The 22,871-nt window shown below is 69.8% G+C and carries 21 protein-coding genes; 10 read left to right on the top strand and 11 right to left on the bottom strand.

The window, feature by feature from the left end:
* Positions 1-4 precede the first annotated feature (4 nt).
* From A9977_RS09760 to A9977_RS09735, 6 genes are all read right to left on the bottom strand, one after another.
* The gene (locus A9977_RS09760; protein WP_183024631.1) at positions 5-766 is read right to left on the bottom strand and encodes a transglycosylase domain-containing protein; all 762 of its coding nucleotides are present in this window, start codon (positions 764-766) and stop codon (positions 5-7) included.
* A 4-nt stretch (positions 767-770) separates the two neighbouring features.
* Positions 771-1,610 (bottom strand): shikimate dehydrogenase, encoded by an 840-nt coding sequence (gene aroE, locus A9977_RS09755; RefSeq protein WP_183024630.1) that lies wholly within the window; start codon positions 1,608-1,610, stop codon positions 771-773.
* A 4-nt stretch (positions 1,611-1,614) separates the two neighbouring features.
* Entirely contained in the window at positions 1,615-2,475 is an 861-nt protein-coding gene (locus A9977_RS09750; RefSeq protein WP_183024629.1) for an energy transducer TonB, read from the bottom strand.
* 23 nt (positions 2,476-2,498) lie between these two features.
* Positions 2,499-4,556 carry a ribonuclease catalytic domain-containing protein gene (locus tag A9977_RS09745; RefSeq protein WP_183024628.1) on the bottom strand — a complete coding sequence of 686 codons (2,058 nt, stop codon included), beginning with the start codon at positions 4,554-4,556 and terminating at the stop codon, positions 2,499-2,501.
* A gap of 47 nt (positions 4,557-4,603) precedes the next feature.
* Positions 4,604-5,200, bottom strand: a complete 597-nt coding sequence (locus A9977_RS09740) for a YqiA/YcfP family alpha/beta fold hydrolase (protein WP_183024627.1) — start codon at positions 5,198-5,200, stop codon at positions 4,604-4,606.
* 103 nt (positions 5,201-5,303) lie between these two features.
* Positions 5,304-7,406, bottom strand: coding sequence for a carboxypeptidase-like regulatory domain-containing protein (locus A9977_RS09735; protein WP_183024626.1), 2,103 nt, complete (start codon positions 7,404-7,406; stop codon positions 5,304-5,306).
* A gap of 149 nt (positions 7,407-7,555) precedes the next feature.
* Between A9977_RS09735 and A9977_RS09730 the strand changes: the two genes are divergently transcribed.
* Positions 7,556-8,290 carry a response regulator transcription factor gene (locus tag A9977_RS09730; protein WP_183024625.1) on the top strand — a complete coding sequence of 245 codons (735 nt, stop codon included), beginning with the start codon at positions 7,556-7,558 and terminating at the stop codon, positions 8,288-8,290.
* 19 nt (positions 8,291-8,309) lie between these two features.
* Here A9977_RS09730 and A9977_RS09725 read toward each other — a convergent pair whose 3' ends face one another.
* From A9977_RS09725 to A9977_RS09710, 4 genes are read right to left on the bottom strand one after another with little or no spacing between them, the layout of a single operon-like run.
* Complete coding sequence (locus A9977_RS09725; RefSeq protein WP_183024624.1) at positions 8,310-9,350, bottom strand: VWA domain-containing protein; 1,041 nt, start codon at positions 9,348-9,350, stop codon at positions 8,310-8,312.
* Between the two features lie 25 nt (positions 9,351-9,375).
* On the bottom strand, positions 9,376-10,377 hold the full coding sequence (locus tag A9977_RS09720; RefSeq protein WP_183024623.1) for a DUF58 domain-containing protein: 1,002 nt from the start codon (positions 10,375-10,377) through the stop codon (positions 9,376-9,378).
* Entirely contained in the window at positions 10,358-11,374 is a 1,017-nt protein-coding gene (locus A9977_RS09715; RefSeq protein WP_183024622.1) for a MoxR family ATPase, read from the bottom strand. Before A9977_RS09715 ends, A9977_RS09720 begins: the two co-directional genes overlap by 20 nt.
* A 36-nt stretch (positions 11,375-11,410) precedes the next feature.
* A complete protein-coding gene (locus A9977_RS09710; protein WP_183024621.1) occupies positions 11,411-12,376 on the bottom strand; it encodes a S1C family serine protease in 966 nt (321 codons plus the stop codon).
* 87 nt (positions 12,377-12,463) lie between these two features.
* Between A9977_RS09710 and A9977_RS09705 the strand changes: the two genes are divergently transcribed.
* From A9977_RS09705 to A9977_RS09675, 7 genes are all read left to right on the top strand, one after another.
* Complete coding sequence (locus A9977_RS09705; protein WP_183024620.1) at positions 12,464-13,324, top strand: TatD family hydrolase; 861 nt, start codon at positions 12,464-12,466, stop codon at positions 13,322-13,324.
* 126 nt (positions 13,325-13,450) lie between these two features.
* Positions 13,451-13,801: a hypothetical protein gene (locus tag A9977_RS09700; protein ID WP_183024619.1), complete on the top strand. Its 351-nt coding sequence runs from the start codon at positions 13,451-13,453 to the stop codon at positions 13,799-13,801.
* Positions 13,782-14,396 carry a DNA-deoxyinosine glycosylase gene (locus A9977_RS09695; RefSeq protein ID WP_183024618.1) on the top strand — a complete coding sequence of 205 codons (615 nt, stop codon included), beginning with the start codon at positions 13,782-13,784 and terminating at the stop codon, positions 14,394-14,396. Before A9977_RS09700 ends, A9977_RS09695 begins: the two co-directional genes overlap by 20 nt.
* A complete protein-coding gene (locus A9977_RS09690) occupies positions 14,396-15,148 on the top strand; it encodes a spermidine synthase (RefSeq protein ID WP_183024617.1) in 753 nt (250 codons plus the stop codon). Before A9977_RS09695 ends, A9977_RS09690 begins: the two co-directional genes overlap by 1 nt.
* The gene (locus A9977_RS09685; RefSeq protein ID WP_183024616.1) at positions 15,145-16,938 is read left to right on the top strand and encodes a GspE/PulE family protein; all 1,794 of its coding nucleotides are present in this window, start codon (positions 15,145-15,147) and stop codon (positions 16,936-16,938) included. The genes A9977_RS09690 and A9977_RS09685 overlap by 4 nt, the downstream gene beginning before the upstream one ends.
* Positions 16,939-17,045: 107 nt before the next feature.
* Positions 17,046-17,534, top strand: coding sequence for a tripartite tricarboxylate transporter TctB family protein (locus A9977_RS09680; protein ID WP_183024615.1), 489 nt, complete (start codon positions 17,046-17,048; stop codon positions 17,532-17,534).
* A gap of 10 nt (positions 17,535-17,544) precedes the next feature.
* Positions 17,545-19,056, top strand: a complete 1,512-nt coding sequence (locus tag A9977_RS09675) for a tripartite tricarboxylate transporter permease (protein WP_183024614.1) — start codon at positions 17,545-17,547, stop codon at positions 19,054-19,056.
* Between the two features lie 66 nt (positions 19,057-19,122).
* On the opposite strand, the gene A9977_RS09670 is transcribed toward A9977_RS09675, so the two are convergent.
* Positions 19,123-20,049 carry a LysR family transcriptional regulator gene (locus tag A9977_RS09670; protein WP_183024613.1) on the bottom strand — a complete coding sequence of 309 codons (927 nt, stop codon included), beginning with the start codon at positions 20,047-20,049 and terminating at the stop codon, positions 19,123-19,125.
* A gap of 98 nt (positions 20,050-20,147) precedes the next feature.
* Between A9977_RS09670 and A9977_RS09665 the strand changes: the two genes are divergently transcribed.
* Together A9977_RS09665 and A9977_RS09660 are read left to right on the top strand one after the other, a co-directional pair.
* Positions 20,148-21,119 (top strand): tripartite tricarboxylate transporter substrate binding protein, encoded by a 972-nt coding sequence (locus A9977_RS09665; protein WP_183024612.1) that lies wholly within the window; start codon positions 20,148-20,150, stop codon positions 21,117-21,119.
* Positions 21,120-21,133: 14 nt separating this feature from the next.
* The gene (locus A9977_RS09660) at positions 21,134-22,747 is read left to right on the top strand and encodes a gamma-glutamyltransferase family protein (RefSeq protein ID WP_220811631.1); all 1,614 of its coding nucleotides are present in this window, start codon (positions 21,134-21,136) and stop codon (positions 22,745-22,747) included.
* The last annotated feature ends 124 nt before the right edge of the window (positions 22,748-22,871 follow it).

The following is a 22,871-nucleotide window of genomic DNA, read 5'->3' as shown; positions in this document are numbered from 1 at the left end:
AGGCTCAGGGCAGCTCGGCCGCGGGCATGCGGGCCATGATGGTCGCGGCCCGGCCGCTCACGTAGGGCGAGCCCGGCCGGCGCTCGAAGAACTTGGGGCTGGGCAGCATCACGGCCAGCCGTGCCGCCTCGTTGGCGCTCAGCCGCGCGGCCGGCTTGTTGAAGTAGTGCTGCGCGGCGGCCTCGGCGCCGAACACGCCTTCGCCCCACTCGACGTTGTTGAGGTAGATCTCGAGGATGCGGCGCTTGTCCAGCAGGAACTCGAGCGTGGTGGCGAGCATCAGCTCCTGGCCCTTGCGCAGCAGCGTGCGTTCGCCCGACAGCAGCAGGTTCTTGGCCAGCTGCTGCGTGATGGTCGAGCCACCGCGGATCTTCGGCGCCGCGGGCTCCTTGCCGCGCGCACGCGCCTGGGCGGCGCGGCGGGCCGCGATCTCCTCGGCCTTGGCATTGCGCTGGCGCGCGCGCTCGATGGCTTCCCATTCGACGCCGCCATGCGAGATGAAGTCGGCGTCCTCGCTGGCGATCACCGCGCGCTTGAGCGTGTCGGCGATGCGCTCGTAGGGCACCCATTCCTGTTGCCACGCACGCGCGTCGCCCCGGGTGGTGTTGTCGCGGCCCGCGCTCGCGATGCGCCAGGCCTCGGAGCGCTGGAAGGTGGTCGATTGCGGGTCGATGGCGACCATCAACGCGATGCGGCCGATGAAGAACAGCTGCAGCGCCAGGCCGGCGGCCGCGAGGCAGGCGATCAGGCGCAGCAGCGCGCGCATCGGCTCAGCCGTCGAGCTGCGCGCGCAGCTCGGCCAGCACCTGGGCCGAGGGCGGGCGCACGCCGCGCCAGATCGCGAAGGACTCGGCCGCCTGCTCGACCAGCATGCCCAGCCCGTCGCGCGGCACGGCGCCGTGGGCGCGGGCCCAGTCCATGAAGCCCGCGGCCGCGGGCCCGTACATCATGTCGACCGCCAGCGCGCCCGGGCGCAGCACGCCGGCCGCGACCGGCACCGCAGCGCCCGCGAGGCTGGAGGCGGTGGCATTGACCACGATGTCGAAATCGCCCGGCACGGTGTGCAGTTCATGCGCCTCGATCACCGCGCCGTGCGCGAGCGCCAGCGCCGCATGCCGCCGCACCAGCGCCACGGCCTTGGCCAGCGTGCGGTTGGCCAGCACGATGCGCCGCGCGCCGGCGTCGAGCAGCGGGCCGATCACGCCGGCCGCCGCGCCGCCCGCGCCGATCAGTAGCACGTCGCTGCCCGCTATCGCGACGCCCGCGTTGCGCTGGATGTCGTTCACCAGGCCGGCGCCGTCGGTGTTGTCGCCGTGCACGCCGTCCTCGCGAAAGCTCAGCGTGTTCACCGCCTGGGCCAGCGCCGCGCGCGGGCTCACATGCTGCGCCACCGCGCCGGCGTCGAACTTGAAGGGCACGGTCACGTTGCAGCCGCGGGCCGTGCCCTCGGGATCGGCGCGGAAGGCCACGAGGCCGTCGGCGAAGCCGTCGAGCGCGATCTGGCGGCGGCCGTAGGCCAGGGTCTGGCCCGTGAGTTCGGCAAAGCGGGCGTGGATCCACGGCGAGCGGCTGTGCGCGACCGGGTTGCCCATGACGCAGTAGAGGTCCATGGTCTCAGGGTTGGCGCGCGGACAGCTGCGTTTCCAGCGTCTCGTCGCGGGTGAAGCGGAAGCGCGAGGGCAGCACGATCTGGTCGGCCTGGCGGCGCATCGCGTCGCTGAAGCGGCCGAAGCTGCCGATGCTGCGCACGATGGCCTGGGCCCGGCGGTCGAGCGCCAGGTTGCCCGAGGTCTGGACGATCTCGGTGCCGAGCACGCTGCCGTCGAAGTTGACGGTGACCAGCATCGTGAGTTCGCCGTAGAGCTTGCGGCCCGCGACCTCGGGGAAGTTCTCGGTGCCGCGCGACTCGATGCGCCGGCGCAGCGAATCGACGTACACGGCGTAGGCCTCCTCGCGCGTCGACGGGCTGATGTAGCGTTTCTTGGGCCTCGCGTTCTCCTCGTTCACGCGGCGCTCGATCTCGGCCAGCAGGTTGAGCAGCTGGCGGCGCTTCTCCTCCTGCGCCGCGGCATCGCTCGGCTGGCCCGTCTGGCGCGGGTCGGGGACCGGCATGGCCGCGAGCTGCTGCCGGATCTGCGTGAGCAACTGCTGCTGCTGCGCCTGCAGGGCCTCGACCTTGCGCTCGGCGTCCTCCATCGCATCGCCGACCGCGGTGAAGGTCGACGGAGGCAGCGGGCTGGTGGCGCGGCCGCGTTCGAGATCGCCGCCGCCGGCCATCGATTTCTGGGCGATGGCCAGGGCCTTGTCGGGCCGCTCCTGCGTGGCGGCGTTGACCAGGATCACCTCGAGCGGCGTGTCGCGGAACACGCGGTTCATCGCCTCGGGGTCGATGAAGCGCACCGTGAGCAGCAGGGCGTGGGCCACCACCGACAGGCCCAGCGCGATCTGCAGGGTGCTCAGGTCTTTGAGGTTCATCGGGCGTGCGTCGGCGGCGGTGCTCAGGCGGGCGTGTTCTCCGTGCCGGCCTCGCTGTCGCTCAGGTCGACCGCGATGGCGATCGGGCCGGCCACTTCCTCGTCGTCCTCACCCGCGCCGTCGTCCAGCGCGGCGTCGTCGACCGGCGCATCGAGGCGCTCGAGCACGGTGCCGTGCACGTCGAGCGCGATCTCGTCGATCTCGCCCAGCTTCACCCGCAGGTGCGCGCCGCGCTCCTGCTGGCCGGCCACCGGGAACACCAGCGGCAGCGTGTCGGCCCGCACCAGCGCGCCGTTGGGCAGGTCCTTGATCACCGTCGCGGTGAGCTCGGTGATGCCCTGCTGCGCCAGGTACTTGAGCGTCCAGAAGCGTTCCATGCCGCCCTGGTAGGCGTTGTAGGTGGCGTAGGCCGCGTCGAAGCCCGAAAGAATCGAGAACAGGTCGGCGTCCTTGGGCTTGAAGGGCGCGGCCAGCGCGGCGGTCTTGCCGTGGCGGGCCGCGGCGATGATCTGCCACTGGTTCACCAGGTCGGTGTAGCGGCGCAGCGGCGAGGTGCTCCAGGCGTAGCTCTTCACGCCCAGGCCCGCGTGCGGCAGCGCGCGCGTGCCCATGCGCACCTTGATGCCCGGCGCCAGGCTGGCCTGGCTGCGGTAAAGGCCAGGCACGCCCAGCTCGCCCAGCCAGCCGCCCCAGCTGCTGTTGGCCAGGATCATGGCCTCGGAGACGATCAGGTCGAGCGGCGCGCCGCGCTGGCGGGTGCTGATCTGCACCTGCTCGCTGCCCTCGGGCTCGCCGTCGTTGCCCACGAGCCGGAAGTTGTAGTCGGGCCGGTTGAAGTTCTCCGGCTTGCCGCGCACCACCTCGCGCTGCGCCTTGAGCGCCTTGGCCAGGCGGAACAGGAACATCAGCGGGTCGCGCAGCGTCGTGACGATGGCGGGCGCGTCGGCGCCGGGCACCGAGGCGTCCTCGAGCCAGGCCTGGGTGATCACGCTGTCGAGCTGGTCGTGGCGCAGGTTGGCGACGATCGGCACGCGCTCGATCTTCGTCTCGGTGCCCTGCAGTTCGAGCGTGGCTTCGTCGTAGCGCGCGTAGAGCGACACCGCCGGGCGGTCGCCGCCGTCGAGCAGCGTGTAGGTCTGCACCACCGCGTCGGGCAGCATGGTGATCTTGTGGCCCGGCATGTAGACCGTGGACATGCGCGCGCGCGCCACCTGGTCGAGCGCGCTGCCCGGCGCGAAGGCCAGGCCGGGCGCCGCGATGTGCACGCCGACCGTGACGGTGCCCGTGCCCAGGCCCTGCACCGACAGCGCGTCGTCGATCTCGGTGGTTTGCGAATCGTCGATCGAGAAGGCCTGCACACCTTCGGCCAGCGGCAGGTCGTCGGCGATCGGCGGGGCCGCGAGCGCGGGGAAGGCCGTGCCCTTGGGGAAGTTCTCGAACAGGAAGCGCTTCCAGTGGAACTGGTAGGCCGAGTCGATCGCGCCCGCGCGCTCGAGCAGCTCGAGTGGCGCGCGCTGCGCGGTGCGCGAGGCCTCGACCACGGCCTTGTATTCGGGGGCGTTCTTGTCGGGCTTGAACAGGATCTTGTAGAGCTGCTCGCGCACCGGCGCCGGGCATTCGCCGGCCACCAGCTGCGTCGCCCATTCGGCGATCTGCGCCAGCACCTGCTTCTTCTTCTCGATCGCGGCCAGCGCCTGCTGGACGATCTCGGCCGGCGCCTTCTTGAAGCGGCCCTTGCCGGCGCGCCGGAAGTAGTGGGGCGCCTCGAACAGCGCGAACAGCGCGGCCGCCTGCTGGGCCTGCGTCGGATTGGACTGGAAATAGTCGGCCGCCAGGTCGGCGAAGCCGAACTCGCCCTCGGCCGCGAATTCCCAGGCCAGGTCGAGGTCCATGGTGGCGGCCAGTGCGCGCGCCTCCGCGATCAGCTCGGCCGGGGCCGGTTTCTCGAAACGCAGCACGATGTGGGCGCTCTTGACCTTGAGCCGCTTGCCGGTGTCGAGCTCGACCTGCGCCGACGCCTCGGCCTCCGACAAAACGCGGCCGCCGAGGTACTTTCCGGCTTCTTCGAACAATACAAACATGGGTCGGATTGTCCCACGCGGCCCCGGCGCCGGCGCCGAGGCCGGGATCAGCAGGGGTGGACGAAGCGCATCACGTCGTCGAGGTGCTTCGCGGCGAAGTCCGACAGCGCATGGTCGCCGCCCTCGAGCAGGCGGATCCGGCTGCCCGGGTAGCGGGCCGACATCTCGCGCCAGTCGAGCACCTCGTCGCCCTTGGCGATGATGGCGAACACCCGTTCCGGGCGCGACAGTTCGCCGACCTCCAGCGTTCGCAGCTGGTCGATGAATTCGGGGCGGAAGAAGAAGTGCTGCTGCGGGTCGTGCCAGGCGGTCTGCTCGCCGATGTGGCGGCCCAGGTCGCGCGCCGGCTCGACGGCCGGGTTCAGCAGCACCGCGCGGCAGCGCGTCATGGCCGCCACGTAGCTCGCATAGAAGCCGCCCAGCGAGGAACCGATGACCGCCATCGATTCGCGCGGCCAGTCGGCGATGCCGCGCATCACCATGTCTATCGCATCGCGCGGCGAGGGCGGCAGCTGGGGGCACCACCACTGGAGCTGGGGGTGGCGTTGCTGGACGCGCTCCGCCACCAGCCGAGCCTTCATGGACTGCGGCGAGGAGCGGAAACCGTGCAGGTAGAGCAGGTGGGTGACGGGACGCTGTGGCATGCGATTGGGGCGGTCGAGGGGGCGCGACGAGCCCGGGTGTATGGATCCCGATTCTGCAAGAAGATAGCCCCGCGCAGGCGGGGCTTTAGGGGGCTGGAGCGGCTTACTGGATGCTGTAGAGGCCGATCTTGCTGCTGAGCTCGACCTGGCGCGCGTTGCGTGCCCAGAGGTCGAAGGTGTTCAGGCTGGCGCCCGGCCGGTACTCGCGGGCGTTGTTGAGGGTCACGCAGTGGGCATCGGTCGCCGTGTAGGGCGAGCAGTTGAGGATGGTCGTGCGGGCGGTGTTGCGCACCGTCACCGAGTCTTCCCAGCGCGTGCCGCTGTAGCGGCCGTAGGCGGTGAACAGCGTGGGGGCCAGCGCGCCCGTCGGCACGGCCCAGCCCGGGTTGTTGCCTTCGGCGCTGAAGTCGATGAGGTTCGGCTCCTGCGGCGTGCTGGTGCCGAACACCAGCACGTGGTCGGTCGTGTTCGCCGTTTCGGCACGCAGTTCGTCGCGCAGGGCCGGCGTGATCGCGGCGAAGCTCAGCTGCCTGATCTCGTCGAGGGTCTGGGCCCGGGCGATGGTGCGCGCGCTCTGGGTGGTGGAGGGCGCGCTTTCGCCGAGGCGGTAGAACTCGATCTTCCACACGCTCTGGTCCTTGAGCGCGCGCAGATCCGCTTCGGCGTAGGCCGGGCTGACGAAGTTCAGGTTGGTCTCCTTGTCGGCCGGCGTGCCGGCCGTGGCCGGGTTGTCGAAGCGGCCCGCCAGGTAGATCACGCTGCCGCTGGCGTTGGCGGCGTTGCCGTTCGGCCGTGCCACCGTGAGGTACGAGAAGCCGGGCTGGGGCCGGTAGGTCTGCGGCGCGCCGAAGGGCGGCGTGACCACCACCTTGTCGAGCACCGGCTGGAAGTTCTCGTCGAGCCGGTTCTCGATGTTGACGTTGTAGCCGGTGGCGCTGTAGCTGAAGTCGGGCGTGTTGATCATCTCGCGCTTCTCGGCGATCGGGCGCACCGACACGCGGTAGGCGTTGCCGTTGCCGGTCAGCTTGAGCACGCCGTTCTCGGTGCGCAGCAGCAGGGTGTCGTTGTCGGTGTTGCCCAGGGTGTCGGTCCAGCGGTAGGTGATCACCACGTCGGTCGCGTTGCGGAAGAACTCGAAGTTGCCGCGGTCGTGCACCAGGCCGGTCGGGCCGGCGCGGAACAGGCTCTCGAAGGCGCCGCGGCCGCTGGCGTTGCGGCCCACGCTGGCGCCGTTGGCCTGGTAGGTCGCGGGGTCGTCGCCGACGAAGAGCGTGCGGCAGGCCGGCGCCACCAGGTCTGCGGCGGTGCCGGTGGCGTTCACGCCATCGTTGACGGCCGTCACACGCTGGGCGAGCGGCAGGGCGTAGCAGGCGTTGAGGCGGGCCAGGAAGGACGCGATCAGCGCCGGGGTCGGCGGCTGCACCAGCGTGCCGGCATCGACCGGGGGCAGCACCGGCGTGCCCGTGTCGGCGGTGCTGAAGCTGATCGACAGCGGCTCGGGGCTGCCGCTGGAGGGCACGCTCTTGACCGTGATCTGGATGTTGGCGGCGCTGCCGTCGGGCTGCACGCTCACGGCGATCGAGTCCAGCAGGCGGTCCTGGCCGGTGCCGTCGGCGGCGAAGTTGCCGTTCATCAGGTCCAGGCCGCCCTGGCCCAGCGCATCGAGCAGCGGCTTGAGCGCGGCGCTGAGTTCCGCCACCTGGGTCTGGATGGTCGCGGCCGTCACCGTGTCGGGCCGGGTCTGGATCGCGCCGGCCAGGCTGGCCGGGTTGCCGTCGGGCGAGAGCTGCGAAACGACGATCGTGGTCAACGGTGTCACGTTGACGATACCGCCGGTGGCGCTGGCGGTGGTGCTGTAGAGGCTCAGGTCGTCGCGGCTGGCGCGGATCACCAGCGGCGCCTTGGTGCCGGCGGGCAGTTCGCAGGTGTAGGCGCCGTTGGCATCGGTGGTGCGGGTGCAGACCACCGCGCCGGTCTGGTCGGTCACGGTCACGGTGGCGTTGCCGAAGGGCGCGCCGGTGGCGGCGACGCCGTGCAGTTGGGCCAGGGTCACGGGTTGTTCGGTCCCGCCGCCGCCCGCGGCGCCGCCGCCGCCACCGCCGCCGGAAGACGCGCCATCGCCGCCGCCACCGCCGCAGGCGGCGAGGGTGAGCAGCAGGGCAGAGGCCCAGGCGATGGGGGTTCTGGCGATGGCGGGGTGCTTCATGGGAGGTACTTCCTTGGGGGATCGAGGGGTAACGGCGGTGTTACACACCGGCGCCCGCGCAGTCTGAAGCGCGGCCTGCGCTCGCGCATCCCATGAATCGGTGAGTTCCCGCGGATTTCCGCCGTCTTCGCGGCTTATGCTCGGCGTCTATGCAAACCGAGGTCTATGCGGCGGGCGCCGGGCGCCCTTTCAGCGTTCTGGTGGTCGAGGATGACGAAGGCACCCGTGCCTTCTTCGAGCGCAGCGTGCGCGCCAGCCCGCGGCTGCGCTGGCTGGCCGGGGTGGGCACGGTGGGCGAGGCGCTGGCCTGGCTGGCCGCGACGCCCGAGGCGCCCGATGTGCTGCTGTCGGACCTGGGCCTGCCCGACGGCACGGGCCTGGACGTGATCCGCGCCGCGGTCGCGCGCTTTCCCCAATGCGAGCCGCTGGTGATCTCGGTCTTCGGCGACGAAGACAACGTGCTGGCCAGCATCGAGGCCGGGGCCGTGGGCTACCTGCACAAGGACGCGCCGCCCGAGGACATCGCCCAGACCATCCTGGAGATGAAAGCCGGCGCCTCGCCGATCTCGCCCATGATCGCGCGCCGCGTGCTGGCCAAGTACCGCAGCCTGCAGTCCGAGGCCAGCGAGGCCGCCGATGCCTTGCGCGCCGCGCCGCCGGCCCCCGCGCCCGCGCCGCCCTCGCTGCTGTCGGGGCGCGAGCAGGAGGTGCTGACCCTGATCGCGCGCGGCTTCTCCTATGCCGAGATCGCACGGCTCAAGTCCCTGAGCGTGCACACCGTGCAGACCCACATCAAGAGCCTCTACGGCAAGCTGGCCGTGCACTCCAAGAACGAGGCGGTGTTCGAGGCCACGCGGCTGGGCCTGCTGCGCCATCCGGGCTGAGGGCCGGTCGCCCCCGCCCCTACAGGATCCGGTTGAACCAGAACAGCGACAGGCCGGCCGACAGGAAGGCCAGCAGCGCCGCGCCCAGCGCGAACAGCGCCGAGACCTCGGTTTCCTTCTTCTCCACCGTGAGGCGCGAACTCAGCGTGTCGTAGACCTTCTTCAGGTCGGCCGCGGTGCCCGCGTAGAAGTACTCGCCCTGGGTCTTGTTGGCGATGGCCTTGAGCGTCTCTTCGTCGAGCCGCACGCGCATCGACCAGCCCTCGAAGCCGATGGTCTCGCCGTCGACGGTGCCGATCCCCACGGTGTAGACGCGCACGCCGCGGTCGGCCGCCACCTTGGCCGCGTCGAGCGGATCGACCCCGGTGGTGCGCTGGCCGTCGGTCAGCATGATCACCGCGGCCGAGGTGTAGGAGCCGGGCGCCACCGGCACGAAGTCCTTGGGCGGGGCCTTGCCCGCCTGTTCGATCGGCACGCCGCGCTGCCGGCTCTGCGGATCGAAGTTCGAGATGTCGATGCCCGCGTTGGGGAACAGCGTGGCCAGCGAGACCACGATGGCGTTGCCGGTCGCGGTGGCGCGCTGCAGCTGGAAGGCGTCGATGGCGGTGACCAGGTCGTCGCGGTTGGTGGTCGGCAGCTGCGCCACCTGCGCGCTGCCGGCGAAGGCCACGATGCCGACCTTGACGGTGCGCGGCAGGTCCTTGATGAAGCCCTTGGCCGCGTCCTGCGCGGCCACCAGCCGGTTGGGCTGCACGTCGGTGGCGCGCATGCTGCCCGACACGTCCATCGCGAGGATGATCGTCTGCTGGTTCGAGGGCAGCACCACCACCGCCATCGGCCGGGCCGCGGCGATCAGCATCGCGGCCATGGCCAGCAGGAACAGCAGCGGCGGGATGTGGCGGCGCACGCTCTGGCCCGCGCCCATGGCCTCGCGCACGATCGAGAGGCTGGCATAGCGCAGCGCCAGCTTCTTCTTGCGCCGCATCAGCCAGACATAGAGCAGCACCAGCAGCGGCAACGCCGCCAGCAGCCAGAGGAACTGGGGCCACAGGAAACTCATGGTGCGCTCCGGGTGGACATCGGTGTCATGCGGTGGCCGCCTGCAAAGGGCGGGCCGCGCTGCCGGCGCGCACGCGGCGCTTGCGCAGGTCGGCGAAGCGCAGGATGGCGGCGGCCAGGTCGTCGTCGGTCGACAGTTCGAGCGCATCGACGCCGGCCTTGGCCAGCGCCGTGCGCAAGGTGTTCTCGCGCTCGGCCGCAAGACGCGCGAAGCGCTGGCGGAAGCCCGCGTCGTGCGTGTCGACCCAGAGCTGGTCGCCGGTCTCGGCGTCGCGCAGCGGCACCAGGCCGAGGTCGGGTAGCGAGAGCTCGAGCGGATCGAACAGGCGCACGGCCACGACCTCATGGCGCTGCGCCAGCCGGGCCAGCGGCTTCTCCCAGCCGGGCTCGCTGAGGAAGTCGGACACCACGAACACCGTGGCGCGCCGCGGCATCAGCGTGGCGGCCGACTGCAGCAGCTCGGCCAGCCGCGTCATGCCCTGCGCCGCCGGGCCTTCGACCGCGCGGCGTTCCATGCTGTGCAGCAGATGCAGCACGTGGCGGCGCCCGCTGCGCGGCGGAATCACCGCCTCGAGGTCGCTGCCGTAGACCAGCGCGCCCACCCGGTTGCCGTGGCGCGTGAGCAGGCGCGCCAGCACGCCCACGAAGCCGGCCGAGATCTCGCGCTTGGCCCGCAGGCCCGAGCCGAAGTCGACCGAGCGGCTCAGGTCGAGCACGAACCAGGCGGCCATCTCGCGGTCTTCGGTGAACACCCGCACATGCGGCGTCTGCAGCCGCGCCGTGACGTTCCAGTCGATGTGGCGCACGTCGTCGTGCAGCTGGTACTCGCGCAGGTCGGCCAGGTCGAGCCCGGTGCCGCGCATCAGCGTGCGGTAGTTGCCCTGCAGCAGGCCGTCGAGCCGGCGGATCACGGTCCATTCGAGCCGGCGCAGCAGGCGCTCGGCGGCGCCCGCGGCCGTCTCGGCCGCAGCGGCCACCTGGGCGTCGTTGGCGGCACGCGCCCGCTTGCTAGGCCACCAGTTTTTCATGTTCGAGCGGCTTCGGTGGGGCGGGAATGGCGCGCATGATCTTGTCGATCAGGCCGTCGGGCGTCAGGCCCTCCGACAGGCCTTCGTAGGACAGCGTGACGCGGTGGCGCAGCACGTCGGGCACCAGCGCCGTCATGTCCTCGGGCAGCGCGTAGCTGCGGCCGCGCAGCATCGCGAGCGCGCGCGCGCCCTCGGTGAGGTTGATGGTGGCGCGCGGGCTGGCGCCGAAGGTGATGAAGCGGCGCAACTCCTTGAGGCCGTGCTTCTCGGGGTTGCGCGTGGCCGACACCAGCTTCACCGCGTACTGGATCAGCGAGGGGTCGACGTAGACGCGCCGGGCCTCGGCCTGCAGCGCCGCGAGCTGTTCGGTGCTGGCCACGGCCGCGACCTCCACCGGCGGGCCGATCACGCGCTGCACGATCACGAACTCTTCCTCGTCGCTGGGGTAGTCGACCAGCACCTTCATCATGAAGCGGTCGACCTGGGCCTCGGGCAGCGGGTAGGTGCCTTCGGTCTCGATCGGGTTCTGCGTGGCCATCACGAGGAAGGGGCGCGGCACCTTGTGGGTCTCGCCCGCGATCGTGACCTGCCGCTCCTGCATCACCTCGAGCAGCGCGCTCTGCACCTTGGCCGGCGCGCGGTTGATCTCGTCGGCCAGCAGCAGGTTGGCGAACACCGGGCCCAGCGAGGTGCTGAACTCGCCGGTCTTCTGGTTGTAGATGCGCGTGCCCACCAGGTCGGCCGGCACCAGGTCGGGCGTGAACTGGATGCGCTTGAACTGCCCCCGCACCGTGTCGGCCAGCGTCTTGATGGTGAGCGTCTTGGCCAGGCCGGGCACGCCTTCGACCAGCAGGTGGCCGCCGGCGAGCATGGCGACCATGACGCGCTCCAGGAAGCGGTCCTGCCCCACCACGACGCGCTTGACCTCGTAGAGGATCTGCTCCATCAGCTCGGCGGTGGCGGGCGGGTTCGACGGCGGCGTGGTCTCTGGGCTCATGCGACGGCTTTCGGGGTGAGGGTGGAAGAGAGGCGCTCAGAAGGGCGGCGAGCCGATCGCCGAGGCCGCGTTCTCGATCGGCACGGCGAAGCCGATGCCGATGAAGGTGCGCTGCTGGGTCGGGTTGAGGATGGCGGTGACGATGCCCACCACTTGGCCTTCCATGTTCACCAGCGGGCCACCCGAGTTGCCGGGGTTGGCCGCGGCATCGAACTGGATCAGGTTGCCCAGCTCCTGCTTGCCTTCGGGCGAGCGGAAGGAACGCTTGAGGCCCGACACCACGCCGGCCGACACCGAGGGCCCGATGCCGAAGGGAAAGCCGACCGCCACCACCTGGTCGCCCGACTGCAGGTCGGCGGTGGAGGCCAGGGTGGCGGGGATCAGGTCGTCGGGGATCTTGCGCGCCTGCAGCACGGCCAGGTCGTTCTCCGGCTGGACGCCGGTGATGGTGGCAAGCGCTTCCAGGCCGTCGGCGAAGGTCACCTTGATGGTCTGGGCGCCGGCCACCACGTGCAGGTTGGTCAGGATCACGCCCTTGTCGACGATCACCACGCCGGTGCCGATGCCGCGCTCGACCTCGCCGGGCGGCCCGTCGGCTTCGGGCGGCTTGCCGCGCGCCAGGTTGCGGCCGCGCTTCTCGGTCTTGGCCTCGGGCGTGGTGCGCTCGGGGCCGTAGCTCACCACGCGCACCACCGAGGGCTGCACCAGGGCCGCCGCGCGGGCCGCGGCCGAGGGCAGCGTGGCGGTCTGCAGCGTGCGCAGCACTGCCGCGTCGATGTCCTTCTGGGTCAGCGTGTGGGCCGGTTGCCGGGGCCAGAGCGCGGCCCCGCCCACGCCCAGGGCGACGACCAGCGCCAGCAGGGCGCCGAAGGCGCGCCGGCCCGGCTGCCATCGCGCGCCGGCCGCGACCGGCGGGGCGACGGCCTGCGGTGTGTCGGCCGCAGGCGCCTCGGCGTCCTTCGACGCCTGCGGCGAGCGGCTGTAGAGAGCTGTCCTGCGCATCGACACCTCCGGCAAAGAGTGGCGTGGGGAGGAAATCACGGTAGCACGCTTTGTGGCCCTTTGCATGCGTTCGGGCATCATGAAGCGATGCCCGCCTTCATCGATACACACTGTCACCTCGACGCCCCGGAGTTCGGCGACGAGATGCCCATGGTCCGTGCCAGTGCCGCGGCGGCCGGGGTGGCGCTCTGCGTCATTCCCGCGGTGGGGGCCTTCAACTTCGAGACGGTGCGCCATCTGGCGCATGTGCAGGGCGACGCCTACGCCTTGGGCATCCACCCGCTGTTCACCGGCCAGGCCGGCGACCAGGACCTCGCCACGCTCGAGGCCGCGCTCCACGACAAGCTCGCGGACCCGCGCCTGGTGGCGCTGGGGGAGATCGGCCTGGACGGTTTCGTGCCCGGCCTGGACTGGGCGAAGCAGGAGCACTTCTTCCATGCACAGCTGCAACTCGCGCGTCGGCACGATCTGCCGGTGCTGATCCATGTGCGGCGCTCGGTCGACCAGGTGCTCAAGCAGCTGCGCCGGGTCGGCGCCGGCCGGCCCTGGCGCGGCATCGCCCATGCCTTCAACGGCAGCGCGCAGCAGGCGCAGGCCTGCCTGGACCTGGGCCTCAAGCTGGGCTTCGGCGGCACGCTGACCTTCGACCGCGCGCTGCAGGTGCGCCGCCTGGCCGCGACGCTGCCGCTCGAGGCGATCGTGATGGAGACCGACGCGCCCGACATCCAGCCGCACTGGCTCTACCGCACGCGCGAGGAGCGCGAGGCCGGCGCGCCGCAGGGTCGCAACGAGCCGGGCGAGCTGCCGCGCATCGCGCAGGAACTGGCGCTGTTGCGCGGCATTTCGCTGGAAGCACTGGCCGAGGCCACCACCCGCAATGCACTGGAGGCGATGCCGCGTCTGCGCGCGCTGACGCCGGAGTCAGCTTCCGGTCAGGCTGGCCTGTAGGCGCGCGGCCCGATTTCTGTTTCGACGATTACACCGTGTGTTTTTGCTGTCATCCTGATCGCCATGTGGCCCGTTGTTCGATCAGTGCGGCCCGTCCGTGACTACAACTGTTCAAGGAGAACCCTCATGACCTCGTCTTTCATCCGTACCGTTCCCGCCATCCTCGCACTGGGCATCGCGTCCATCGGTTTCTCCGCCATGGCACAGCAGCCTGCACCGGCGACCACCACGATGGCGCCGGCCGCCGCACCCGAGCCGACCGTGGTCGACAAGGCCAAGACCGGCACCAAGAAGGCCTACAAGGCCACCAAGCGCACCGCCAAGAAGGCCGGCCATGCGACCAGCAACGCCGCCAAGAAGACCGGCCACGCTGTCGCCGGCGTCGGTCACAAGGCCGCTGATGGCATGCGCAGCGCCGGCCACAAGATCGGCGAGAAGATCCCCGGCACCGCCGAGAATGCAGCCGCCAAGCCCTGATCGCCCCGGCGGCGACAGCCGCCAAGGCCCCAGCGAAAACCCGCCTCGGCGGGTTTTTTCTCGTGGGGCCGGCGAAGCGCCCACGCTCGAAGGGCTGGCGCCGATCGTCTCGCCAGAGGTGGTGCTGCTGGTGCTGGGCAGCTTCCCGAGCGCGCGTTCGCTGGCGCAGGGGCGCTACTATGCCCACCCGCAAAACCAATTCTGGAAGATCTTGCAAGCCCTCTGGCCCTCCAGCCCGCTGCCGCCCGGCACGGCTTTCTCCCCCCGCGCCGACTGGCTGCTCGAACGCGGTGTCGGCGTCTGGGACGTCTACGGCACCTGTGCCCGCGAAGGCAGCCTCGACGCCTCGATCCGCGACGCGGTGCTCAACGATTTCGCCGGCCTCGACCTGCCGCGCCTGGCCGCGGTGGCGCACAACGGCGCCGAGAGCTTCCGCCATGCGCCCAAGGTGATCGAGGCGCTGCGCGCCGGCGGCCATGCCGAACTGCCAGCCTACAAGCTGCCCTCGACCAGCCCGGCTCATGCGGCCTGGTCCTTCGAGCGCAAGTGCGAGGCCTGGCACGAGGTGTTCGCGCGCCACGGGCTGGTGGCCTGATGGCGGCGCGCAAACCGGCCTTGCCCGAGGTCAATTTCTCCGACTGGGGCGACATCCGCTACCTGCACCTGGGCACCGAATGGGTCCAGGGCTCGATGAAGATCGATGCGCCCTTCGAGATCGAGCTCGAGTACGTGCAGCGCATGATGGCCTGGCTGCTGTTCGTCGAGCCCTCGAGCGTGATGAGCCGCCATGCGATGCAGCTGGGCCTGGGCGCGGCCACGCTGACCAAGTTCAGCCGCAAGCAGCTGCGCATGCGCACCACCGCGGTCGAACTCAACCCGCAGGTGGTCGCGGCCTGCCGCGGCTGGTTCAAGCTGCCGGCCGACGACGCCAAGCTCAGCGTGGTGCTGGCCGATGCGGGCGCCGAGATCCAGAAACCCAAGTGGCACGGCACCGTCGATGCGCTGCAGGTCGACCTCTACGACCACGAGGCCGCGGCGCCGGTGCTCGACAGCGAGAGCTTCTACGCCGACTGCCGCGCGCTGCTCACCGAAGACGGCGCGATGACGGTCAACCTGTTCGGCCGATCGTCGAGCTACGAGCGCAGCCTGGAAAAGATCGCCGCGGCCTTCGGCGCCGACGCGGTGTGGGCCTTCAAGCCCACGCGCGAGGGCAACACCGTGGTGCTGGCCCAGCGCACGCCGCTGCGGCCCGCGCGCGGCGTGCTTGCCGAGCGTGCGCAAACCATCCAGACTCGCTGGGGCCTGCCGGCCCCCAAGTGGCTGCGGGTCTTCAAAGCCATGTCATGAACGCCGTCTCGCCGCCCGTGCCCCAGCCCGCGCCCCCGCAGCACCAAGGTCCGCTCGACCTGCGGCTGCTGATCGGCTGGCTGGCCACCGACGGCGTGATCTCGCCCCACGAGGCGCAGCGCACCATCGCGCGCTGTGCGCAGGCCGAGAGCCGGCAGGCGCCGCTGGTGCGCCTGGCCAACGTGGCGATGACGCGCGAGCGCGACGGCAAGCCGCTCGACCTCGAGATGCTGACCGAATGGCTGGCCGGCCGCGCCGGGCTCAGCTACCTGCGCATCGATCCGCTCAAGGTCGACGTGGGCAAGGTGGCCGACACCATGAGCGCGGCCTATGCCGAGCGCCACAAGGTGCTGCCGGTGCAGGTCACGCCCAGCGAGGTGGTGGTGGCCACGGCCGAGCCCTTCCTGGTCGACTGGGTGTCCGAGGTCGAGCGCCAGTCGCGCCGCTCGGTGCGCCGCGTGGTCGCGAACCCGACCGACATCCAGCGCTATACCGCCGAGTTCTTCGCGCTCGCCAAGTCGGTGCGCGCGGCGCAGAAGGCCGGCGGCAATGCGGGTGGCGCGAGCTTCGAGCAGCTGGTCGAGCTGGGCAAGAGCAACAAGCAGCTCGACGCCAACGACCAGAGCGTGGTGCAGGTGGTGGACTGGCTCTGGCAGTACGCCTTCGACCAGCGCGCCAGCGACATCCACCTCGAGCCGCGGCGCGACCAGGGCGTGATCCGCTTCCGCATCGACGGCGTGCTGCACCCGGCCTACCAGATGCCCATGGGCGTGATGAACGCGATGGTCGCGCGCATCAAGCTGCTGGGCCGCATGGACGTGGTCGAGAAGCGGCGCCCGCTCGACGGCCGCATCAAGACCCGCAACATGCGCGGCGACGAGGTCGAGATGCGCCTGTCGACCTTGCCCACGGCCTTCGGCGAGAAGATGGTGATGCGCATCTTCGACCCCGACACCGCGGTCAAGGACCTCGACGCGCTGGGCTTCGCGCAGCACGACGCCAAGCGCTGGGAGCAGCTGGTCACGCGGCCGCACGGCATCATCCTCGTGACCGGGCCCACGGGTTCGGGCAAGACCACCACGCTGTACTCCACGCTCAAGCGGGTGGCGACCGAGCAGGTCAACGTGAGCACCATCGAGGACCCGATCGAGATGATCGAGCCCGCGTTCAACCAGACGCAGGTGCAGCCGCAGCTCGATTTCGGCTTCACCGAGGGCCTGCGCGCGCTGATGCGCCAGGACCCGGACATCATCATGGTCGGCGAGATCCGCGACCTCGCCACGGCCGAGATGGCGGTGCAGTCGGCGCTCACCGGCCACCTGGTCTTCAGCACGCTGCACACCAACGACGCGCCCAGCGCCATCACGCGGCTGATGGAGCTCGGCGTGCCCTCGTACCTGATCAACGCCGTGATGCTGGGCGTGCTCGCGCAGCGCCTGGTGCGCACGCTGTGCCCGCTGTGCAAGCAGCCCGACGAATCGGTCACGCGCGAGAAGCTCGCGGCTTTCGTCGCGCCCTGGCAGATCACCGGCTCGGTGCGCGCCTACAGGCCCGTGGGCTGTGTCGATTGCCGCATGACCGGCTACATGGGCCGCATGGGCCTGTACGAGCTGCTGAGCGTCAGCGAGGACTTCAAGGCCCGCGTCACCAAGGAACCCAGCCTGCTCGCGCTGCGCCGCCAGGCCGTGACCGACGGCATGCGCCCGCTGCGCCTGGCCGGCGCCCTGCGCGTGGCCGAAGGCGTGACCACCATCGAGGAAGTGCTGAGCGCCACGCCGCCCCTGGAGTAGCGTTGTCCCTGGGGCTAACCCTAGCCCGGCGATAGGTGGAATCCACATCAAACTGACCGGAAGCTGACCAGACAATCTCCCGTTCGATTTGTTCGAGGAGACTGTTCGTGAAAATCAAAAGTCAACGCGACTTTTTTGCAGGGCTGATGTTCGCCGTGGTGGGCATCGCCTTCGCATGGGGTGCATCGACCTACAACGTCGGCAGCGGCGCCCGCATGGGCCCGGGCTACTTCCCGCTGATGCTGGGCATCGTCATGGCCCTGATCGGCCTGGGCATCATGTTCACCGGCCTGACCGTCGAGACCGAAGACGGTGAAAAGATCGGCAAGTGGGCCTGGAAGCAGGTGGTCTACATCATCGGCGCCAACCTGGCCTTCGGCATCCTGCTGGGCGGCCTGCCGAGCGTCGGCGTTCCGGCCATGGGCATGATCATCGCGATCTACGCCCTGGTGATCATCTCCAGCCTGGCCGGCACCGAGTTCGATCTGAAGAAGGTGCTGCTGCTCGCGACCGTGCTGGCCGTCGGCAGCTACGTGGCATTCATCTGGGCGCTCAAGCTGCAGATCCAGGTCTGGCCGACCTTCATCACGGGTTGAGGAATAAAAAATGGATCTGGTAAACAACCTCTCGATCGGCTTCGGCGTCGCGTTCACCTTCACGAACCTGCTGTACTGCCTGGTCGGTTGCATTCTCGGCACGCTGATCGGCGTGCTCCCCGGCATCGGCCCCGTCGCGACCATCGCGATGCTGCTGCCCGCCACCTACGCGCTGCCCCCCGTGTCGGCGCTGATCATGCTGGCCGGCATCTACTACGGCGCGCAGTACGGTGGCTCGACCACCGCCATCCTGGTCAACCTGCCGGGCGAATCCTCCTCGGTGGTGACCGTGATCGACGGCTACCAGATGGCACGCAAGGGCCGAGCCGGTCCCGCGCTCGCCGCGGCCGGCCTGGGTTCCTTCTTCGCCGGTTGCGTGGGCACGCTGATCCTGGCGGCCTTCGCGCCGCCGCTGACCGAGATCGCGTTCAAGTTCGGCCCGGCCGAATACTTCTCGCTGATGATCCTGGGCCTGATCGGCGCCGTGGTGCTGGCTTCGGGCTCGCTGCTCAAGGCCATCGCGATGATCGTGCTGGGCCTGCTGCTGGGCCTGGTCGGTACCGACGTGAACTCGGGCGTGGCCCGTTTCAGCTTCGACATCCCTGAACTGACCGACGGCATCGGCTTCGTGGCCATCGCCATGGGCGTGTTCGGCTATGGCGAAATCATCGCCAACCTGTCGCGCCCCGAGGAAGAGCGCGAAGTGTTCACCGCCAAGGTGTCCGGCCTGTTCCCGACCAAGGAAGACTTCAAGCGCATGATCCCGGCCGTGCTGCGCGGCACGGCCCTGGGCGCGGCCCTGGGCATCCTGCCCGGCGGCGGTGCGCTGCTGGCGGCTTTCGCGGCCTACACGATCGAGAAGAAGACCAAGCTGAAGCCGGGCGAAGTGCCCTTCGGCAAGGGCAACATCCGCGGCGTGGCCGCACCCGAGTCGGCCAACAACGCCGGTGCCCAGACCTCCTTCATCCCGCTGCTGACGCTGGGCATTCCGCCCAACGCGGTGATGGCGCTGATGGTCGGTGCCATGACCATCCACAACATCCAGCCGGGTCCGCAGGTCATGACCAGCAACCCCGAGCTGTTCTGGGGCCTGATCGCCTCGATGTGGATCGGCAACGCGATGCTGATCATCCTGAACCTGCCGCTGATCGGCATGTGGATCAAGCTGCTGTCGGTGCCCTACAAGTACCTGTTCCCGGCCATCGTGCTGTTCTGCGCGATCGGCGTGTACTCGACCAACAACAACACCTTCGACATCTGGATGGTGGGCGCCTTCGGCTTCATCGGCTACGCCTTCTTCAAGCTGGGCTGCGAACCCGCGCCGCTGCTGCTGGGCTTCATCCTGGGCCCGATGATGGAAGAGAACCTGCGCCGTGCGCTGCTGCTGTCGCGCGGCGACTGGAGCGTGTTCGTGAGCCGTCCGATCTCCGCCGGTCTGCTGGCCGCCGCGCTGCTGCTGCTGATCATCGTGCTGCTGCCGGCCGTGAAGTCCAAGCGCGAAGAGGCCTTCGTCGAGGACTGACCGGGGCGCTAGCTCCTTCCGCAAGACGGCGCCTTCGGGCGCCGTTTTTTTTTGCGCGGCAGCCGCTCAGGGCTTGCCGCTGCGCGGCGGCTTCATGTGCTGCCGGGCCATGGCCAGGAAGGCCATCGCCGCCGGGCTCAGCGGATGCTTGGCCAGCCGGATCGCGACCACCGGGTATTCCAGCGTCGGCCGCGTCACGGCCACGGCGCGCAGGTTGCCCGGCATCAACACTTCCACGTAGCGCGGCAGCAGCGCCACACCCGCGCCCGCCTGGATCAGGCCGAAGGCGGTTGACAGCATCGACACATGGTGGGCCACGCGCGGGTACACGTTGGCCACGCTCGAGAGCTGGCGGCTGACGGCGCGCCACACGTTGGCATCGGGGTTGACGTGGATGAAGGGCAGCGGCTCCAGGTGCTTCGCATCGACCACCACGCGCTGGGCCAGCGGATGGTCGTCGCGCACGAACAGGGCCATGCGCTCGGTGAACAGCGGCTCGGTCGCGAGTTCCGAATGCTTCTGCCCGATGTCCGAGCCGAAACCCAGGTCGGCCTCCTGCGACAGGATGCGCGAGATCATCTGCTCGGCCGTGCTGTCGAGCAGCGTCGCTGCCAGCGTGGGATGCAGGCGGGAAAAGCGGCCCAGCACCGGCGGCAGCAGGGCGCCCGCCGTGAGGTGGCCCACCGCCAGCACCACCCGCCCCTCGCGCAGCTGCGACTGCGAGCGGCAGGCCTCGACCGATTCGTCGATCAGGCGCAGCGCGCGCAAGGCGGTGTCGAACATCACCTGGCCGGCGCCGGTCAGCTGGAGGCGGCGGCCCCGCACCACCAGCGGCTGCCCCAGTTCTTCCTCCATGCGCTTGATCAGGTGGCTGATGGCGGGTTGCGTGAGCTGCAGGGCTTCGGCGGCCAATGTGAAGCTGCCCGATTCGGCGACGGCGGCCAGCGCCCGCAGCTGTTGCAGCGAGACCTCCTCGGTGCCGTTCTTTGTCATAAACAGTGCTTATAGTTGAATAAGCGGAATTATCTGGCTTGATGCCCTGGGGCTGCATAGCATGCGAGCTTTGCTCCACCGGGACAGAATCCAGCACCATGAAAAGAATCCGGTTTCTTCAAGGGGCCGCCATCGCGCTGTGCATCGCCGCATCGTCGGCCAGCCTGGCGCAGGGCTATCCGGCCAAGCCGATCCGGCTGGTCGTGCCGTTCCCCGCGGCCGGTGCCACCGACCTGTTCGCGCGCACGCTGTCGCAGAAGATGGGCGAGAAGCTCGGCGCCACGATCGTGATCGACAACAAGCCGGGCGCCGGCGGCGCCATCGGTTCCGACATCGCGGCCAAGGCGCCGGCCGACGGCTACACGCTGCTGCTGGCCACCACCAGCACGCACTCGATCGGCCCGGCCATCAACCCGAAGCTGCCCTACGACACGGTGCGCGACTTCACGCCCATCGCCCACGTGGGCGATGCGCCCAGCATCATGCTGGTGCCCAACAGCTCGCCCGCCAAGACGGTGCGCGAGTGGATCGACTATGCGAAGAAGAACCCCGGCAAGCTCAACTACGCCTCGAGCGGCAACGGCACCATCGTGCAGCTCACGGCCGAGCTGTTCAAGTCGCAGGCCGGCGTGTTCGTCACCCACATCCCCTACAAGGGCACGGCGCTGGCCATTCCCGACCTGATCAGCGGCAAGGTCGACGTGCTCTTCGATTCGCTGCCCACCGGCATGCCGCACGTGCGCGACGGCCGGCTGCGCGCGCTGGGCGTGACCTCGTTGAAGCGCAGCCCGCTCGCGCCCGAGCTGCCCGCGATCGCCGACGTGCTGCCGGGCTTCGAGTCCAACACCTGGTTCGGGCTCTACGGCCCCAAGGGCCTGCCGGCCGAGATGGTGGCGCGCATCAACACCGCGGCCAACCAGTCGCTGGCCGACCCGGAGGTGCGCGACAAGCTCTCGCGCCTGGGCATCGAGCCCACGACCAGCACCCCGGCCGAACTGGCCGGCATGGTGGCGCAGGACGCCGCCAAGTGGAAAAAGATCATCACCGAACGCCGCATCGTCGGCGACTGAACCCGCCCCATCCCATGAAATTCGACTACGCCAACCCCTACCGTTCCGTCCGCATCCCGGTCTTCGCACGCAACGTCGTCTCGACCTCCCATCCGCTGGCGGCCCAGGCCGGCCTGCGCATCCTGCAGCAGGGCGGCAACGCGGTCGACGCGGCCGTCGCCACCGCGGCCGTGATGACGCTGGTCGAGCCGGTGAGCAACGGCCTGGGCAGCGACGCCTTCTGCATCCTCTGGGACGGCAAGGAACTGCACGGCCTCAACGCCTCGGGCTGCGCGCCGCAGGCCTGGACGCCCGAGTACTTCCGGCGCAAGCATGGCGATGGCGCCGCCACGCCGCCGCAGCGCGGCATGGACTCGGTCACCGTGCCGGGCGCGGTGGGCGGCTGGGTCGCGCTGTCGGAGCGTTTCGGCAAGCTGCCCTTCGAGGCCCTGATGGCGCCGGCCATCGAGATCGCCGAGCGTGGCTACCTGGTGCCGCCGGTGGTGCAGCAGAAGTGGGCCGCGGCCACGCCGATCCTGCAGAACCAGCCGGGCTTCGCCCAGAGCTTCCTGCCCTGGGGCCGTGCGCCCGAGGTGGGCGAGCTGTTCCGCTTCCCGGCCGCGGCGCGCGCGCTGCGCGCCATCGGCGCGACCCGTGGAGAAGCTTTCTACAGCGGCGAGATCGCCGAGGCGCTGGAGAAATTCTCCAATGCCAACGGCGGCAGCCTCAAGGTGCGCGACCTTGCGAACTGGAAGCCCGAATGGGTCACGCCGATCTCGCAGGACTACGCGGGCCACACGCTGCACGAGATCCCGCCCAGCGGGCAGGGCATCGCGGCGCTGATCGCGCTGGGCATTCTGAAGAACTTCGACCTGGCCTCGATGCCCATCGACTCGGTGGCGTCGCAGCATCTGCAGATCGAGGCCATGAAGCTGGCTTTCGCCGACGTTTACCGCTATGTGTCGGAGCCCTCGTCGATGGAGACGACGGTCGCGCAAATGCTCGATGGCGGCTACCTGGCCTCGCGTGCCAAACTCATCGACGTGAACAAGGCACAAGACTTCAAGGCCGGCAACCCGGTCAAGGGCGGCACCATCTACCTCACGGCCGCTGACGAGAGCGGCATGATGGTGAGCTTCATCCAGAGCAACTTCATGGGCTTCGGCTCGGGCTGCGTGGAACCGGAATTCGGCATCAGCCTGCAGAACCGCGGCCACGGCTTCAGCCTGGATGCGGCCAGCCCCAACGTCGCGGCACCGGGCAAGCGCCCCTTCCACACCATCATCCCGGCTTTCCTCACCAAGGACGGCCAGCCGGTCATGAGCTTCGGCGTGATGGGCGGCAACATGCAGCCGCAGGGCCACATGCAGACGCTGGTGCGCATGCTCGACCACGGCCAGAACCCGCAGGCCGCCTGCGATGCGCCGCGCTGGCGCTTCAACAGCGGCCTGGAGATCAACGCCGAGGCCGCGATGGACCCGCAGGTCCTGCAGGGGCTGAGCGCCCTGGGCCACAAGGTCGAGGTGATCGACGACTCCTATCAGGACTTCGGTGCCGGCCAGTTCATCTGGCGCGCGGGCGATCCGGCGGTCGAGGGTTATGTGGCGGCGAGCGATCCGCGGCGGGATGGCCTTGCTGCAGGATTCTGAGTCCACCCCGAAACGGCTCACTTCGTGTAGCCGTCTCCCCTCAAGGGGCGACACCGGCGGACCGGCGAAGCCGGATCCGCGGTGTCCCTGGAATAGGGGAAAGCGCGTTGGCCGAGTTCCTGTC

The organism is Variovorax sp. UMC13, assembly GCF_014170375.1.
Lineage (GTDB): Bacteria > Pseudomonadota > Gammaproteobacteria > Burkholderiales > Burkholderiaceae_C > Variovorax.
Note: the sequence above shows the minus strand (reverse complement) of the source record. Positions and strands in the feature narration are given on the sequence as shown.

What these genes read in the sequence shown, in the direction of transcription:
- A9977_RS09760 (WP_183024631.1), bottom strand. Translation starts at nt 766, where the DNA reads ATGCGCGCGCTGCTGCGCCTGATCGCCTGCCTCGCGGCCGCCGGCCTG.
- aroE (WP_183024630.1), bottom strand. Translation starts at nt 1,610, where the DNA reads ATGGACCTCTACTGCGTCATGGGCAACCCGGTCGCGCACAGCCGCTCG.
- A9977_RS09750 (WP_183024629.1), bottom strand. Translation starts at nt 2,475, where the DNA reads ATGAACCTCAAAGACCTGAGCACCCTGCAGATCGCGCTGGGCCTGTCG.
- A9977_RS09745 (WP_183024628.1), bottom strand. Translation starts at nt 4,556, where the DNA reads ATGTTTGTATTGTTCGAAGAAGCCGGAAAGTACCTCGGCGGCCGCGTT.
- A9977_RS09740 (WP_183024627.1), bottom strand. Translation starts at nt 5,200, where the DNA reads ATGCCACAGCGTCCCGTCACCCACCTGCTCTACCTGCACGGTTTCCGC.
- A9977_RS09735 (WP_183024626.1), bottom strand. Translation starts at nt 7,406, where the DNA reads ATGAAGCACCCCGCCATCGCCAGAACCCCCATCGCCTGGGCCTCTGCC.
- A9977_RS09730 (WP_183024625.1), top strand. Translation starts at nt 7,556, where the DNA reads ATGCAAACCGAGGTCTATGCGGCGGGCGCCGGGCGCCCTTTCAGCGTT.
- A9977_RS09725 (WP_183024624.1), bottom strand. Translation starts at nt 9,350, where the DNA reads ATGAGTTTCCTGTGGCCCCAGTTCCTCTGGCTGCTGGCGGCGTTGCCG.
- A9977_RS09720 (WP_183024623.1), bottom strand. Translation starts at nt 10,377, where the DNA reads ATGAAAAACTGGTGGCCTAGCAAGCGGGCGCGTGCCGCCAACGACGCC.
- A9977_RS09715 (WP_183024622.1), bottom strand. Translation starts at nt 11,374, where the DNA reads ATGAGCCCAGAGACCACGCCGCCGTCGAACCCGCCCGCCACCGCCGAG.
- A9977_RS09710 (WP_183024621.1), bottom strand. Translation starts at nt 12,376, where the DNA reads ATGCGCAGGACAGCTCTCTACAGCCGCTCGCCGCAGGCGTCGAAGGAC.
- A9977_RS09705 (WP_183024620.1), top strand. Translation starts at nt 12,464, where the DNA reads ATGCCCGCCTTCATCGATACACACTGTCACCTCGACGCCCCGGAGTTC.
- A9977_RS09700 (WP_183024619.1), top strand. Translation starts at nt 13,451, where the DNA reads ATGACCTCGTCTTTCATCCGTACCGTTCCCGCCATCCTCGCACTGGGC.
- A9977_RS09695 (WP_183024618.1), top strand. Translation starts at nt 13,782, where the DNA reads ATGCAGCCGCCAAGCCCTGATCGCCCCGGCGGCGACAGCCGCCAAGGC.
- A9977_RS09690 (WP_183024617.1), top strand. Translation starts at nt 14,396, where the DNA reads ATGGCGGCGCGCAAACCGGCCTTGCCCGAGGTCAATTTCTCCGACTGG.
- A9977_RS09685 (WP_183024616.1), top strand. Translation starts at nt 15,145, where the DNA reads ATGAACGCCGTCTCGCCGCCCGTGCCCCAGCCCGCGCCCCCGCAGCAC.
- A9977_RS09675 (WP_183024614.1), top strand. Translation starts at nt 17,545, where the DNA reads ATGGATCTGGTAAACAACCTCTCGATCGGCTTCGGCGTCGCGTTCACC.
- A9977_RS09670 (WP_183024613.1), bottom strand. Translation starts at nt 20,049, where the DNA reads ATGACAAAGAACGGCACCGAGGAGGTCTCGCTGCAACAGCTGCGGGCG.
- A9977_RS09665 (WP_183024612.1), top strand. Translation starts at nt 20,148, where the DNA reads ATGAAAAGAATCCGGTTTCTTCAAGGGGCCGCCATCGCGCTGTGCATC.
- A9977_RS09660 (WP_220811631.1), top strand. Translation starts at nt 21,134, where the DNA reads ATGAAATTCGACTACGCCAACCCCTACCGTTCCGTCCGCATCCCGGTC.